Source organism: Bradyrhizobium sp. CCBAU 45394 (assembly GCF_028128655.1).
Lineage (GTDB): Bacteria > Pseudomonadota > Alphaproteobacteria > Rhizobiales > Xanthobacteraceae > Bradyrhizobium > Bradyrhizobium diazoefficiens.
In genome coordinates this window covers 1-15,257 of the sequence record NZ_LBIX01000130.1, presented here as the reverse complement: position 1 = coordinate 15,257, position 15,257 = coordinate 1, and the positions used below count along the sequence as shown (strand labels likewise).

Annotated in this window: 12 protein-coding genes and 2 pseudogenes; 5 read left to right on the top strand and 9 right to left on the bottom strand. The window is 60.7% G+C overall.

Annotated elements, in window-relative coordinates; all coding sequences use genetic code 11:
• Positions 1-1,741: formyltransferase family protein (locus WN73_RS13220; RefSeq protein ID WP_271553168.1), on the bottom strand; the 1,741-nt coding region annotated here is incomplete at its 3' end.
• Between the two features lie 807 nt (positions 1,742-2,548).
• Here WN73_RS13220 and WN73_RS13215 point away from each other — a divergent pair.
• From WN73_RS13215 to WN73_RS13205, 3 genes and pseudogenes are all read left to right on the top strand, one after another.
• Entirely contained in the window at positions 2,549-3,415 is an 867-nt protein-coding gene (locus WN73_RS13215; RefSeq protein ID WP_143279386.1) for a hypothetical protein, read from the top strand.
• 383 nt (positions 3,416-3,798) lie between these two features.
• The gene (locus tag WN73_RS13210) at positions 3,799-4,896 is read left to right on the top strand and encodes a calcium:proton antiporter (protein ID WP_097669700.1); all 1,098 of its coding nucleotides are present in this window, start codon (positions 3,799-3,801) and stop codon (positions 4,894-4,896) included.
• A gap of 22 nt (positions 4,897-4,918) precedes the next feature.
• A pseudogene (locus WN73_RS13205) lies at positions 4,919-5,014 on the top strand (cupin domain-containing protein); the annotation flags it as partial.
• A 1,051-nt stretch (positions 5,015-6,065) separates the two neighbouring features.
• On the opposite strand, the pseudogene WN73_RS13200 reads toward WN73_RS13205, so the two are convergent.
• Positions 6,066-6,320: pseudogene (locus tag WN73_RS13200) on the bottom strand (ISNCY family transposase); the annotation flags it as partial.
• 382 nt (positions 6,321-6,702) lie between these two features.
• Between WN73_RS13200 and WN73_RS13195 the strand changes: the two are divergent.
• Both WN73_RS13195 and WN73_RS13190 read left to right on the top strand, forming a co-directional pair.
• Positions 6,703-6,915 carry a hypothetical protein gene (locus tag WN73_RS13195; protein ID WP_271553167.1) on the top strand — a complete coding sequence of 71 codons (213 nt, stop codon included), beginning with the start codon at positions 6,703-6,705 and terminating at the stop codon, positions 6,913-6,915.
• A gap of 12 nt (positions 6,916-6,927) precedes the next feature.
• Positions 6,928-7,215 carry a fumarylacetoacetate hydrolase family protein gene (locus WN73_RS13190; protein ID WP_271553165.1) on the top strand — a complete coding sequence of 96 codons (288 nt, stop codon included), beginning with the start codon at positions 6,928-6,930 and terminating at the stop codon, positions 7,213-7,215.
• Between the two features lie 579 nt (positions 7,216-7,794).
• On the opposite strand, the gene WN73_RS13185 is transcribed toward WN73_RS13190, so the two are convergent.
• The 7 genes from WN73_RS13185 to WN73_RS13155 form a co-directional block, all read right to left on the bottom strand.
• Positions 7,795-9,054 carry a sensor histidine kinase gene (locus WN73_RS13185; protein ID WP_271553164.1) on the bottom strand — a complete coding sequence of 420 codons (1,260 nt, stop codon included), beginning with the start codon at positions 9,052-9,054 and terminating at the stop codon, positions 7,795-7,797.
• Positions 9,029-10,486 carry a sigma-54-dependent transcriptional regulator gene (locus WN73_RS13180; RefSeq protein WP_271553163.1) on the bottom strand — a complete coding sequence of 486 codons (1,458 nt, stop codon included), beginning with the start codon at positions 10,484-10,486 and terminating at the stop codon, positions 9,029-9,031. The genes WN73_RS13185 and WN73_RS13180 overlap by 26 nt, the downstream gene beginning before the upstream one ends.
• A complete protein-coding gene (locus WN73_RS13175; RefSeq protein WP_271553161.1) occupies positions 10,483-12,183 on the bottom strand; it encodes a hydrogenase maturation protein in 1,701 nt (566 codons plus the stop codon). The genes WN73_RS13180 and WN73_RS13175 overlap by 4 nt, the downstream gene beginning before the upstream one ends.
• A gap of 9 nt (positions 12,184-12,192) precedes the next feature.
• Positions 12,193-13,233 (bottom strand): hydrogenase expression/formation protein HypE, encoded by a 1,041-nt coding sequence (gene hypE / locus WN73_RS13170; RefSeq protein ID WP_097669704.1) that lies wholly within the window; start codon positions 13,231-13,233, stop codon positions 12,193-12,195.
• Positions 13,230-14,372, bottom strand: a complete 1,143-nt coding sequence (hypD, locus tag WN73_RS13165) for a hydrogenase formation protein HypD (protein WP_271553158.1) — start codon at positions 14,370-14,372, stop codon at positions 13,230-13,232. The genes hypE and hypD overlap by 4 nt, the downstream gene beginning before the upstream one ends.
• Positions 14,369-14,605 carry a HypC/HybG/HupF family hydrogenase formation chaperone gene (locus WN73_RS13160; protein WP_097669706.1) on the bottom strand — a complete coding sequence of 79 codons (237 nt, stop codon included), beginning with the start codon at positions 14,603-14,605 and terminating at the stop codon, positions 14,369-14,371. Before WN73_RS13160 ends, hypD begins: the two co-directional genes overlap by 4 nt.
• Positions 14,605-15,257 (bottom strand): Kae1-like domain-containing protein (locus tag WN73_RS13155; protein ID WP_442870084.1); only part of this gene is annotated, 653 nt, incomplete at its 5' end. The genes WN73_RS13160 and WN73_RS13155, both read right to left, overlap by 1 nt.

Sequence of the window (15,257 nt, the reverse complement as noted above, 5' to 3'; positions counted from 1 at the left end):
ATGCCGTCCGGTTCAGCTCCTCCAGCAGATACGCGCGCTCAGCGGATGACAAGAGTTCAATCTGCCCCACCGGCTGCCGCGGATCTGCCTTCACAGCACATAGCAAATTTTGCAAATGCTGGGTCATACGGTCGATATGCTTGGGTTCCAAGCGACTTGCATCAAAGTGCCATCGAAAGCTCCCATCTAGAGCGCAAACCTCAAATGTTAACGCCTCACCGGGCAGGGCTGCCTCGGAAGTCGGGCTCGAAGCTAGGTCACCAGTGGCAGACTCGCCACTTACAGTAAGCATAACGCCAACCGGCCAGGGGCGGCGCAATCGTAACGCCTCCATACCGAGCAACGTTGGGCAGCGCGCGATAAGATCTCGCGCGAATCTATCCTGCTCCTTCAACTGAGCGAATTCGGCCGCCACCACCGTGCGCGCCTCTGCAAAATCATTGTCGAGATCGATGGTAATTGCCATCGGCACAACAGAAGCGACAAGCACCTCGAGCGCTTTCAAGCCCGCTCGCGATCCACTCGGCGCGGGAGTCCATCCCAATTGAAGCTCTAATTCTCCCGTGATGCGGGCTAGGTAGATCAGCCAAGCCGTTAGCAAGAATTCCGTGCGATTACTGGGAGACAGCTCAGCCAAAGCACCCGGAATTCGCCATGAACTCAACTGCCATTGAGGTGCAGCCAAAGCTACTGAAGACGACAAAAAGGAAAGCTGGGATGTTTTGAACTGTTCAAGTCGCCGTCGCCAAAAACTCTCACGAGGCGCCAACATTTCATGCGCAACCGTTATGCTCCGCGCCTCGTCATCGCTCAGAATCGGGAGGCGGTCGCCTACATGGGAATCAGAACGCCTCGCGAGTGCCCGCGCATCCAGAGCCTTACCATCCGAGCTGCTAAGCCAAACATTAACATCCTCTGTCCCTGTCGCCACACGCCAGTGGCTGGGGTGGATCTCAACTAAAGACCCCGCAGCAAAGCCCGAGCGCCGAGCCGTCACCTCCAAGCGCCTGACGACGACAACGTCATCGCCTACGAGAGCCTTGGACAACCCCAATGGATTGGTATGATACGGGCCAAAGTCTAAGGCGCGCGTCATCGCTTCCAGATCTTGTGCGGATCGATCCCATCGCAGACAGCCCGCAGCATCTGGGCGTCGACCTTTCGGGAAAAAGCTTCGGTCCGCTAGCGCTTGCGGACGAGCACTAAGCTCTCCATTTGTTAAGCCAGTTAGAAGCTCGCGGAAGCCATCGATAGCAGCCTCATAACATTTGAGATTCAGCGTCAGCGCAGTATCGCTCGTCGCAATCAACACTTGGCGTTGGACGACCAGCTCACCAGTATCAACACCGTGATCGATACGATGCCACGTGATGCCATGTTCGGTCTCTCGGGCAAGAAGCGCCCAAGACGTCGCATGAGTTCCGGCATATCGCGGCGACGGACCGTCGTGGTAATTGAACGCGCCTCTACGCGCTTTCCCAAACACATCTGCTGGCAATATGAACGGATTGGCAACGGAAAATATCCACTCGACTGGCTCCGCGTTGAGCAGCGCAGATAGCTCTTCAATGCTCGTCACACACAAGATATTGGCGAGATCGGCCCAATCGCGGAATATGGCGTCGGCACACAGCGCCGCCCGGATCGCGTGGCCCATCTCCATCACTAGCTGAGCACATCTAATAGCTAGCGCACCACCACCAACAAAGATGCAAGAGCCAACCGGTGTAGCAAGTTTCATCTGAACTCCGGCTACGATGAAGGCCGTAACGGATCACCCCGCTTTTCAAGCAATCGACATACCAATGACGTACTGCGAGCGTTTCCTGAAGAAACAACGCGCGCCTCGCTCGGAATGCCACCGTCGGACTTGGGACATCGACGTCCTGAACCAGACACAGCTCAGCACAACAATACGGACGTCATTGGCGACGATCACCGCATGGGCGTCCGCAAAGTCGTCGGAAGCTCTGCAACAGCCGCCGTCATCACCGCGCGTACAGCAGAATCTCCTTGGCGCTCACGTTAAGTAACGGACGCGCCAATGACCTTCTGCGAGCTCATTCTGAAGAAAACAATTCGCTTCTCGCCGGGCTGCCAGAATTTTGCCGTCATGCCGTCGGGCTTGGGACATTAACGCCTTGAACCGAAACAGAGCTCAACACAACAGCACGCGCCGTCAACAGCGACGACCACTCAAGATCGGGCGCCCGCGGCTTGCCCGAATTGCCTTTGCGAGCCAAAATGCTCGCCGCTGCTTTCTCCAGGTGGTCTGCTCGTCGAGTGAGAGAGGGTCCTGCGACAGGGATTCCGCTCGATGTTGTAAAGTTCGCCACGCATCGCGTTTTCGCAAACTGGCCGGGGCTCGGCACTAAGTAGCGTTTTCGCTGAATGCCCGCTGACGTCTGTGGCACGGCCCTTGCTCGTGAGGCGACGAAAGCGACGAAGAACGGGTCCACGGCGAATGTCGCAACCACAACTGACTCCTGATCTCTCACATCGGCGCATGCTGTTGACCCTTGGGTGCAGCGGCTTGGACGTGACTTGCGTGATCGAGGCACTCAGTCGAGACTGTGTCATTTTGATTCGAAATGTCTCACCGAGCGAGGCGGACGGCCTCGTACATCAAATTGCCGGTGAACTGGGATTGCAAAAAAAGCTAGAGCTGGAGGCCGGCTTTTCCGATTTTCTTGGTCACCGACGGCGGATCAACAAATACTTCATGAGCGTTAATTCCCGGGATGATTATCAGTTTGTCACCCCGCATTCCGAAGGAGATAGAATATCTAATATGCAGTTGTCGTGCTTTTATTGTTTCGAGAATAGTAAAGACGGAGGAGAAACAATCCTATTGAACATCGACGACACAAGTGAGGCATGGGGACTTTTACGAGAAAAAACGACAAAAATATTACCTGGATCAAAACCATTGTCTCGGGGCATGATCACTCGTGCAAAAGCACTTCATCGTCTGAGCTCGCCGGATGACTATTTGGTACCAGATGACCAAATAGTAGCCGAGGTGAAATCCGAGATCCCGGGCCTTTTGCTGGCGATTGTTATGGCAAGGCCGAAAAAAAGCTTTTCCCTTCTCCTAGGGCGCGATGTGAATGTCCTTTGGGATAACATTGGTAGTGTTGACCAAAGCTGTCTTCACTTTTTCGTTCGCATGTTGCAGGAGCGCGAACTTCTCAAGTTCCCACCGGACGGTTTTGAGTTGCACCAATTGGACCCCGTTAATGCAGGACGGAGCTGGTGTTCAGGCGCCGATTACGAGAAACTTTTTTGTGACGAGATTATTCTCAAGCTAAAACCAGGGGACCTTGTTATTCTGAACAACCTAACTTGGGCGCATGCGGTGAACAATTGGACATCGGCACCGGGCACTCGAAGGATAGCTGTGGCATTGGCCTAGCGTAGTCCCCACTTCCTGAAAGTTGAGTCGTGCTTCAAGGGTGCATGAGCAGCATCCCTGAGCGACAGCGATTAGCCTGACGAAGGAGTGACCTGCCACTGCTTTTCATCCAGCGGCAGTTAGAGTCTCGGGGTTTTTGCAGCGAGACCGAAGTTTGGACCACTCAGAACTAGAGTTTTGTGCCTCTTACAGCGAGACCGAACTTTGGACCAGCCAGAACTAGAGTTTTGCGCTTCTTACAGCCGCAGCGGCCGATGTGCGATAGGATTAGTCGCCGGTCAGCAGCTGGCGTTGTCAGCGGATCAGTTCGCGCCGATCCTGCACTGGCATTGAATCTCGCGCTCTGATTTGCTACTGCTTATTCGATCAAATGGAAGCAGTGGATGAGCGCGCATAGTCCGATGCCCCGGTCGGACTGGATCTTCCCGGCGCTGGCCGTGCTGTTGTTCGCGGCCGTCAGCGCGACGGACTACGTGTTCACGCTGTCGCTGGGCGGGCTCGTCTTCGCCATTGTCCTTCTGGTCATCCTGTTCGGCACGGTATTCGCTGCGGTTCATCATGCCGAGGTGATCGCGGAGCGCGTCGGCGAACCCTATGGCACGCTGGTCCTGACGCTCTCGGTGACCATCATCGAGGTGGCGCTGATCACCTCGATCATGTTGGGCGACAAGCCCGCGCCGAAACTGGCGCGCGACACCGTGTTCGCCGTGGTCATGATCGTCTGCAACGGTCTCGTCGGGCTCTGCATCTTCATCGGCGGCCTGCGCTATCGCGAGCAGGGCTTTCAGCTCTCCGGGGCCAACGTCTATCTCAGCGTGCTGTTCGCCCTCGCGACCATCACGCTGATCCTGCCGAACTACACCACCACCAGGCCCGGGCCGGTCTATTCGGCGGTTCAGCTCGGCTTCGTCGACGTGGTCACGCTCGCGCTGTATGGGGTGTTTCTCTACACCCAGACCGTCCTGCACAAGGATTACTTCGTTCACAAGCGGGCGGACGGCGGCAACGGTGGGGTGCATCTATCGGGCCGGATGTTGGTGCTCAGTGTCGTGCTGCTGTTGATTGCGCTGCTGGCGGTCGTGCTGCTCGCCAAGAAGTTTTCGCTGGTGGTCGACGCCGTCGCGGCCAAGATCGGTGCGCCGCCGGCCTTTACCGGACTTCTGGTCGCCCTCCTGATCCTGATGCCGGAAGGCGTCGCGGCCGTTTCGGGGGCCCGCAGGAACGACCTCCAGAAGAGCATCAACCTTGCGCTCGGGTCGTCGCTGGCCACCATCGGGCTGACCATCCCGGCCGTCGGCGTTGCCACCTACGCGCTCGACAAGGAGCTCGAGCTCGGCCTCAACGCCCAGGGCAGCGTGCTTTTGCTCCTGACCTTCTTCCTGAGCATGCTGACCTTCGGCACTGGCAGGACCAACGTCCTGTTCGGACTGGTCCATATGGTGGTATTTGCCGTCTACGTGTTCATGGTCTTCGTGCCCTGAGGCGCGATAAGGAGAGTTCCCGATGCTTGCCGCTAGGTCCGAGGTTCAGGTCGACAACGAGCAGATTCGTGTGACCGAGTGGCGGCTTGCGCCGGGCAGTGCCGCCGGGCATCAATCTGGCAGCGCTGGATCGCAGCGGCCGGACCGGAAGTGCGGTGGATTGCCTTCGACAACGCTTTCACTGATGGGTGTACATTGATTGTTGCACTGCGCCTTTAGATACAATGTTTCGGTGATCGTGGGGCATCATCGGGTATGTCTTCAGAGACCATTTATCCGTCGCGCTGGTGCGGAGAATGCCAACGGCGTTACCGGCCATGCTGTTGTGTCGGCTGTTGGGCTTTGATCGCATATGCACGCAAAACGATTCGAATCTTTGCTCCTCGGGCAAGTTGGCAAGACCGATTTTTCGCAGCGCGCGCTGGACGATATGACGCAGCGGTTGAGGAGTTTGCGTGATTATGGCTTGTTGCCAGCCGGCCGTACGAAGGACGTAACACCACTTTCACATGCGCAGATGGCAGCAACGATCCTGGCGGTGGCCGCCGCCAAGCCCGGATGTGCCGGTTTGCCGCGAAGATCTTGAGCAACCTTCGTCCGGTTGGAGGCACCGACGCATCATTTCGGGAATGCGCCACGTTCGGGAATGTCGTCGAAACTCTTCTTCAAACGCCCGCAGCGCTTGACTCGCTTGTCGAATTGCGGATCTCGGAAAGCGAACTCTCCACCAATGCGCATGGCCGCGGTACCATCGCTTACCGGTCCGGCGAGCAAATCCTTCCTTGTTGTCGGGCATCGAGAGGGAGTCCGATCCTCGCGACGTCATCTCTCCTCGACCGTAACCGAGAGGGTGTTCTACACGCCGTTCTTTCAGAGGATCGTGGGAGAACTTGCACGTGGAAGCTAAAAAAGCCGCCGACTCCGGATCTGGGGACCTGAGATAGCGTATCACCGAGTGCGCACAACGGTTGAACGAGCCCTCTCGGGTTGCCCTGAAAGGTCGCTCCGTTGGCGAAGGTGAGGTTCACGGACGCATTGATCTCGTGATCTAGAATGATCGGCTGGCGCGCCTCGATCAGCACATAGGTCAGATCGGCGCCATTACCGATGGTGGCGTTGGTGAATGCATTTCCTCCTATCTTTGTGTTTATTGACTTTACCATTGATAGGGGCCGGCAACGCGTGAAGACGATGTTGGCCGCCTCGCAGTAGGCTTTCAGCGTCTCGTTCATGATGCGCAATTCCGTCAGCACCGTGCTCAACAGCATCTGTTCGCGCACGATCAGAGGAGCGCACTCCGTCCAGCCGGTAGCAATGTCGGTGAGCACGAGGGTCTGGATGAAGCTGCCGCGCGCAGATGGACCGCTATGCGCTACAAGGTCGGCCTCGACGAATCCCGGCGCCGGATCATTCCAATCTGCGCTTTTTTGATGACGTCCAACTTTGACGAAAGCTTCTACAATCGCGTTGGCGGTGACCGAATTGGCTCTAGGCAGATCAACGAGCTCATCCGCATTGCGCGGGGCCTAGTGGCAGACAATCAGATCAATGTCGCGGAAGGTAGCGGTAGAAACAAAAAACTCAACAGGTCGGCCGGGGCACAGAGCGACTGCCCCCACTTCGTCCGCAGCAAACACCCAGGCGGGGACATCCCGGAGACTCTTCCGAAACGCCGATATCTTTCACGATCACCTTAAGCGCGACTTGACGCGCCGCCCTCGCAGACTTGTCGACCGCGCGGCGAATGGCATTGCCAATCCCCCGTGCGGAAAGATCAGATGCCCACTTTTCCAGCAAACTAGGTGTGTGACGCCCGAGGCGCTTGCGCCATTCCGGATTCCGCAGACGAAGCGCCCTGCCGGCGAACCCATCCCGTTGCCGTACCTCCTCGACGCGACAGACCAGCGCGAAGGCGCGCTGAACGCCGAACTCGAGGTACTTCTGCTGACCCTGAAGATGCGGGAGGCAGGTCTCCCGCCGCATCGACTTTCCCTATCCAACGCAAAGCACATGTATTGATCGCCGGCACAGATGGTGGCCCATCATGCCAGCGGCGGGTGCAACCTGCAGCCGGGAGATCTCCTCGGCACGGGCACGATCTCCGCGCCCGATGCGGCGGGGTATGGCTCCATTATGGAGACGACCAAGGGCGGCACCGAGCCCGTCCGTCTGGCGTCAGGGGAGGAGCGCCGCTTCTTGGAAGATGGCGACGAGATCATTATGACGGCTCGGTGCCGTCGCGAAGGATTTGCCCCGATCGGATTCGGCACGTGTCGAGCGCAAATCCTTTCGGTGCATGGATCGCGAGTCAGCAACTAGGCGCACATCGCTGACACCTCAGATTTTGCGGAACGTGCAGTGATCGAACGAGTCCGCGGCAAGCGCTCGATCGCCATCTATCGGCATCTGCAGCGCTTCCCTTTAGGCGGCAACTGCCAATGAGTCGTTGGCTGTTCAAGGCGCGGGCTTTCCACTCATCGAGGCGCGCTTCCGCGAGGCCCTGACTGCTGAGAACATGATTGAGGCGAGCAAAGGGATTGGGGATCGCAACCTGCCGAGGTCGCGCGTATGTTGGAGATTGAAGGAGTCAGGTTAAAGAGGATCGGACGTGGGTTGAGAACCAGAAAAGGGCACTTGCTGAGGCTTTGTTGACGCCTCAACGATGCGTTCGAGCGGTTGCGGCAGTGATCATTTTGCGGCGATGGATGGGTTGGTACGCGACCGACTCATTGCAAGCGGCAGACGTTGTCGCGTCGGGTCATACAATACCGGCCAAAGTTTCGACTCGTAAAGCGCTTGTCGACGCACTCACCGGCCATCAGCAGCGCGGATGCCCGTCATCAGGCTTGCCGACGATGTTGACTGCGAGAAATGGAGGCCAGGGCAGTCAGGAGCTGATTACACTGCCGGCAGTGCAAAGGAAAACGTCGCACCTCCTTCCGGCTCGTTGGCGGCGACGAGCTCGCCGCCGTGCTCGCGCACAATGCCATAACTGATCCACATGCCCAGCCCAGTGCCTTCGCCGACCCGCTTGGTCGTGAAGAACGGCTCGAAAATGTGGTTGATGTGATCCTTGTCAATTCCCGGACCGTTGTCGGAAATCCGGAATAGAATCTCGTTGCCCCCGCGTGCCGCTGAGACCACGAGCCTCGGCTGTTCCGTGCTTCGCATTGCGTCGATCGCGTTCTCGACAAGATTGACGATGACCTGGTGCAACTGCCCCTCGTTGCCAGAGATCCATAGTTCCGGCTCAAGCTCCATCTGCAGATCGATGCGCACCTGCTTGGTGCGGACGGCCCACAGGGCCGCGGTGTTGATCAACCGCTCGATATTGACGCGCTCAACCTCGCCGAGCTTGCTGAAGGAAAGCCGCCGCAAATTCTTCACGATCTCGCTGATGCGAACCGCGCCCTCCATGGTACCGTCGATCAAGGGACCGAAATCCTCCAGAATATCGTCGATGCGTAAGCTCTTCTTTAGCGCGGCGAGATCACTTGCCCGGCCCCTGTCGTGTATCGCGTCGAGATAGGCGGCGATGGCGGCGCGGTAGCGTGTTAGGGTGTGAATGTTGCCGTAGACAAAACTGATCGGATTGTTCAGCTCATGGGCCACACCGGCAACGAGACGGCCCATGCTCGCCATCTTTTCCTGCTCGACAAGCTGCCGCTGGGCGCGCTGCAATTCGTGATGAGCCTTGTGCAGCGCCTCATAGGCGCGGCGGAGTTCGCCAATCGGCCGCCCCGTCAGCACAACCCCGATGAAACGGCCGCGATGATCGTGCCGCGGCGAGCTGTTGATCGCGAACAGATCGGTGCTGCCGCCTTCCGTTACGAATCTCAATTCGCCATCGACGACGTCGGTCGTGCCGCGCGGCTTCAATAGCGGCACCAGCTTGGCGCTATCGGTCGCGTCGATCACGTCGGCGATGTTCCTGCCGACCACATCCCCGACGCTGCGACCGAGCGCATTCTGGAACGCGGAATTGACCTGTTGCACCAGCCCCCGCGCGTCGCAGACGATCAGGATGTCCGAGACGGATTCGATGACGTTGGTGACAAAGGTCTGCGCTTCCTCGAGCTCCGCGTTCTTGTGCTCGAGGTCGACCTTGAGCAGCGATTCGGCTTCGCCGACTTCAGGAGAATGCGTCGCCTTTGGCATTTTTTCTCAAATCGTACCTGGACAGCTTGTTCCTGAGACCGACGCGCGACAGCCCAAGCTCGCTCGCGACCCGGCTGATATTGCCTTCGTACTTCTCCAGGCAGTTCATGATAACCGACTTCTCGAGATCCTCCACCTTGTCTTTCAGCGAGGCCGAGCCGTTAAGCTTGCCGTTGGCGGGCAGCGGCGCCGATCGCTTCCCGCTGCGGCGGCCGAGCAGCGGCGGGGCACGCAGCTCGTCCTGGTCAGCGAGCACGGCCATGCGCTGGATCTCGTTCTGGAGTTCGCGCACGTTGCCCGGCCAGTGATATTTGCCGAATTTCTCTAGCGCCGAACGCGCAAAGCGCAGGTTCGGCCGGTTGAAGGAACTCTTGACTGCCGTCAGCACGCCCTCCGCAATCAGCGGGATGTCCATCGGGCGCTCACGTAGCGCCGGCATGTGCACCGGGAATGCGGCGAGGCGGTAGTACAGGTCGCGCCGGAAGCGGCCCGCTTCGACCTCCGCCTCCAGGTCTCGGTCGGTCGCCGCGACCACGCGCACGTCGACCTTGCGCACACGCTGCGCACCGAGCGGCCGAATCTCGCTCTCCTGTAGCACGCGTAGCAGTTTGACCTGGAACGCCGGCGAGGTCTCGCCGACCTCGTCGAGGAAGATCGTGCCGCCATCGGCGACCTCGAACAAGCCGATCCGATCCTGATAGGCGCCGGTGAAAGCGCCCTTCTTGCAACCGAATAGCTCGCTTTCCAAGAGTTCGTCCGGCAGCGCGCCGCAGTTCTCGACCACGAACGCCTTGTTGGCCCGCGCCGAACCGTAGTGGATGGCACGGGCCAGAAGCTCTTTACCGGTGCCCGATTCACCGGTGATCAGAACCGAGATGTCGTAGTCGGCGGCGCGCTTACCGAGCTCGATGACACCGTGCATCGGGCTTTCCGTCGAATGCACGATGCGGTCGAAACCGTAGAGCTCCTTGGCCACTCCGCGCTTGACAGATACGACCTTCTTGACGTGCCCCGAGGTCGGCTTAAGGTCGACACTGGCGGTCTCGGTCTCCTTCTGGAGCCGATAGAGCTGAACTGCCTCTTTGACGGTTTCGACCAGCTGGTCCGGCTGCCATGGCTTGGTGATGTATTGATAGATGCCGGCCTCGTTTAGCCCGGCGATGATGTCCTCGGACTCCGAATAGCCGGAAATGATCATCCGCACCGGGTCCGGCCAGAGCTCGCGGACGCGCTTCAGGAAGCTCACGCCGGATTCGTGCGGCATCCGCTGGTCGCAGAGGATCGCGTGGACGATCTCGCCCTCCAGCAGCTTCTCCGCATCGGTCGCGTTGCCGACGCAGAGCACCTCGAAATCCTCCCTGAGCACGCGCCGCAGCGCTTCCTGCGAGCGGACCTCGTCGTCAATGACGAGAATCGTCCCCTGAATGCTCACGATGGCACCGCGAAGCCCAGAGACCGACCTGGCGCAGGCCGGGACCGGTGAGTTGCTATGGTCAGCGGTGTGCGCGACTTCGGCACTTTGTGAACGAAGTTGTAGCGAGCGACGTGGTAGCTTGGATCGAATCCGTAGAAATTGATTCGCATCCGCCGCAGCTCCTCGTCGCGATAGGCCTGCAACGGTTTTCCGGCCTCATCGGCCGCGCGCCGCTGCTGTTTATCGGCGAGGCGTACGGCAAACTCTTCGCCCGCCGCGATGGCGGCGCCGAGCTTCACGAGGTTTTCGTTCGCAAGCTCCGAGCGCAGCAGCACGCGATCGATGATGCCGAGACGCTGCGCCTCCGCCGCCCCCATCGGCAGCCGGCATTGCGTGATCCGGGTGGCATTCGACAGCCCCGCACGGCGTGGCAGCAGATAGGTCCAGTATTCCGAGCCGTAGAGATTGCCCATGTCCTTGTATTGCGGATTGAGGACGATTTGATCGCTCGCCCAGACCTCGTCGGCGGCAAGGCTCAGGAACACCCCACCCGCGCCGGCATTGCCTCTGATGACCGAAACAACGAGCCGATCGATGGTCTTGATGATCGCGCGGGCGAGATCGTTGATCGCATTGATGTTTCGCCAGGACTCGTCCGCGGCACTGTCAGCCGCCTCGATCTCGGCGAGATGGATGCCGTTCGACCAATAGTCGCGACCACCAGTCAGAAGCAGCACCCTGATCGGGCGCGTCAGCGCGCCGCGATAAGCGTCGAGCAAGGCTTCACAGTCGCTGCTGCTCATCGCGCCGTTGTAGAAGGAAAAGCTGAGTTCGCCGACCTCGCCATGCTCGCGATATTCGATCGGCGCGTAGCCGCAGCCGGGCCGGTGCGGCAGGTGCGCGGCTTCTGCGGCGAAGATTTTTGCCGCCGGCAGCTTCAGGCTCTTCGGCGCGAGCCGCTTGACGTGGCCGATCCAGACCGCGCCATCGACCGTGGCGCGGGCAAGCGCGGCGCTGCATTGCGCCACGACGGTGCCGGGCACGTCGGCAACGTCCTGCGCCTCGTGCGCGTCGAACAGCCTGACGTCCTCAAAGAACAGACTGTCGACAAGGCCCGGCATGCCGTCGGCGCTGTTGATCTTGCGCAGGATCGTCGCGGTGGTGTCGTGCTGCCAGTCGATCGTCCGGTCCGCCTGACGGCAAGGTCCGCGCACGCGAATGCGCGGATCGTCCGCCTGCATCGGTTGCGGCGCCGGTCCGCCGGCTTCGATTGCCGCGATGGCCTCGAGCACCGCCGCGACGGCGCTCGACGTCACCTCGTTGCGGTAGATGCTGGACTTGGCCGCGCGCCGCATCGGGAAGCTGCGGAACGCCCAGACCAGACCGGCATCAAACTCGCCGTCCGCCTGCAACACCGTGACGCCCCACTCGGCTGCGCCTTCGAGAACAGCCAAGTCGAGCGCGGCCGGTCCGCGGTCGCCGGGCGGCCCGGGATGCACGATCAGGCAGCGCACGCTGCTCCAGACGTCGTCGGGGATCGTGCGCTTCAGGAACGGAGCGATCACCAGGTTGGGCCGATGCAGCGCCACGCTCTCGCGCGTGACGTCGGCATGGATATCGAGCTCAACCGAGACGTCATGGCCTCGCTCCCTGAGCTCGACGTGAAGCCGCTGCGTCAGGCTGTTGAAGGAATGTGACAGGAGCAGGATGCGCATCTCGAAGCCTCAACAGATTCTCGGCAGTTGTTCGCCCGACAGCCAGTCTACGATTCGACCGCCTCCGAAGCTCGTCGCCATCTGCACGAAATGATGATCGTCGGCTACGGCCGCGCCAATGTCGGCGGCATCGCGGCCGAGCGGATGCGCCCGCATCGCGGCCAGCACCGCCCTGGCGGCCTCCGGCGCGACGATCGCGACCAGCTTGCCTTCATTGGCGACGTGGAGTGGATCGAGCCCGAGCAGCTCGCAAGCCGCCGCCACGCCCGGCTTCACCGGGATCGCCTCCTCTTCAAGATGGAAGCCGAGGTCGGACTGCTGAGCGATCTCGTTCAGCGTCGCGGCGAGCCCGCCGCGCGTGGGATCGCGCATCAGGCGGATGCCACGACCGCCGGCCTGCACCATCCTGGCAACGAGATCGTGCAGCGACGCCGCGTCCGAGACGATCTCGGTCTCAAAGGCGAGATTCTGCCGCTTGGACATGATGGCGACGCCGTGGTCGCCGAGCGTGCCGGAGATCAGCACCCGATCGCCGACCCGCGCGTTCTCGGCCGAGAGATCGAGGCCATCGGGCACTACGCCCACACCCGCAGTCGAGATGAACAGGCCGTCAGCCTTGCCGCGCTCGACCACCTTGGTGTCGCCGGTGATGATATGGACGCCGGCCCCGCGCGCCGCCTCCCCCATCGACTCAGCGATCAGCTTGAGATCGGCGAAGCGAAAGCCTTCCTCGATGATAAAAGTCGCCGAGAGATAGAGCGGCTTCGCGCCGGCCATGGCGATGTCGTTGACGGTGCCGTGCACCGCGAGCGAGCCGATATTGCCGCCGGGAAAGAACAGCGGCGAGACCACGTAGCCGTCGGTCGTCATCACCATGCGCCCGGCGCCGACCTCGAACGCCGACTGGTCATTGCCGCGCGCCAGCCATTCATTGTCAAAAGCTTCGTGGAACAGGCCCGAGATCAGCTGTACCATGGCACGGCCGCCCGAGCCGTGGGACAGGTCGACGCAGCCATTCTTGATGTCGAGCTTGCGCTGATAGGCCTTCATGACGCACGCCTCTGCTGATGGTCGCGGAAGCGGCCATAGGTCCAATGCGCAGCGCAGGCGCCTTCGGAGGACACCATGCAGGACCCAATCGGCGTCTCCGGCGTGCAGACGGTGCCGAACAGCTTGCAGTCGACCGGCTTTTTCACCCCGCGCAAAATGGCGCCGCATTCGCAGGCCGGATTGTCGTCGACGCGCAGCTCGTTCATATCGAAACGGACCTCCGCGTCGTATTTCGCGTAGGCGCGCTTCAGCTTCAGCCCGCTATAGGGCACCTGCCCGAGCCCGCGCCATTCGAACTGGTCGCGCAGCTCGAAGATATCGGACACCTCTTCCTTGGCGCGCAGATTGCCGTCGCGGTTCACGGCGCGGCTGTACTGGTTCTCGACCTCATGCCTGTGCTCGTTGACCTGCCGAACCAGCATCAGGATCGCCTGCATCATGTCGAGCGGCTCGAAGCCCGAGATCACCACCGGCTTGCCGAATTCTTCGGCGAAGAACTCGTAAGGCGCGGTGCCGATGATGGTCGAGACGTGGGCCGGCCCGACGAAACCGTCGATCTCGACGCGGCCAATGTTGCGGATGTCGGGACTCTCCAGAATGTTCTGCATCGCCGGCGGCGTCAGCACGTGGTTGCAGAACACGCTGAAGTTTTCGAGTTGCTTCTTCCCGGCCAATCGGATCATGACCGCGGTCGGCGGCGTCGTGGTTTCGAAGCCGATGGCGAAGAACACGACCTCGCGCTCGGGATTCTCTTCGGCAATCCTGATCGCATCGATGGTGGAATAGACCATGCGGATATCGGCGCTGCGCGCCTTCGCCTTCAGCAGCGATGCGCCCTGCGACCCCGGAACGCGCATCAGGTCACCATAGACGCAGAGGGTGATGTCTGGCCGTTCGGCTAGCCGGATCGCCATGTCGATGCGCCCGGCCGGCAGCACACAGACCGGACAGCCGGGCCCGTGAATCATCCGCACGTTCTTCGGCAGCATGTCCTCGAGGCCGTAACGCGAGATCGCGTGGGTATGGCCGCCGCAGAATTCCATGAAGCGATAGGGCTTTTGCGGATCGGCTTCCGCGCGGATCGCTTTCGCGAGCCCGAGCGCGATCTCCTTGTCGCGAAACTCATCGGCATATTTCATGGCGCGGCTCCCTGTGCCTCGGTGCTGAGCTCGCGCAACAATTCGAGCGTCCGCCTTGCCTCCTCCGGGTCGATCTTGGTGAGGGCGTAGCCGACATGGATGATCACATAGTCGCCGACAGCAAGGTCTTCGATCAAGGCGACCGAAATTTCCTTGCTGACGCCGTCGATGGAGACGATCGCCATTTCGTCGGGCAGCAGCTTTGTGACCTCAGCAGGTATCGCGAGACACATTAGGCGGTTCCTTCCAGGCCTTGCTGTTCGAGTTGGAGCGCGGCGATCCAGGCCTGACCGAGGCTGAGACCGCCGTCATTGGGCGGCAGTTGCCGCGGCAACAGCGGCGAAAGACCGGCGGCTATACAACCGCGCTCAATCTCGGAACTGAGGATCGCGTTGAGAAAGCAGCCGCCGCTCAGGGTGACGGTCGTGATGCCGGTCTCGCGCGCCGCGCGGCCGATCCAGTCGACGCAGGCGGCCGCAAGCGTGCCATGGAACAGCTCGGCGCCGTCGACCGGGTCAATGCGATCGGTTGCAAGGCGCGCGAGCAACGGAAACAGGGACAGCACGCCGTGTTCGATCACCCAGCCATCCTTCAAGATGCGCGGCGTGCCGACCCGCGCTTCCAGCTTCATCGCGGCTTCGCCTTCGTAGCTCTGCACCGGGCAAAGACCAAGCAGCCCCGCCGCCGCGTCGAACAGCCGGCCGGCGCTGGTCGTCACCGGCACGCCCGGTTGTTCGAGCATGGCGCAGAGACGTGCGGCCTGCGGCTGCCTCGCGAAACGGCTTGCGATCGCATCGCCGCGGCGAAGGGCATGCAGTACGCTCGCGGCCATGCGCCACGGCTCGCGCGCGGCACGATCGCCACCCGGCAACATCATCGGCGCCA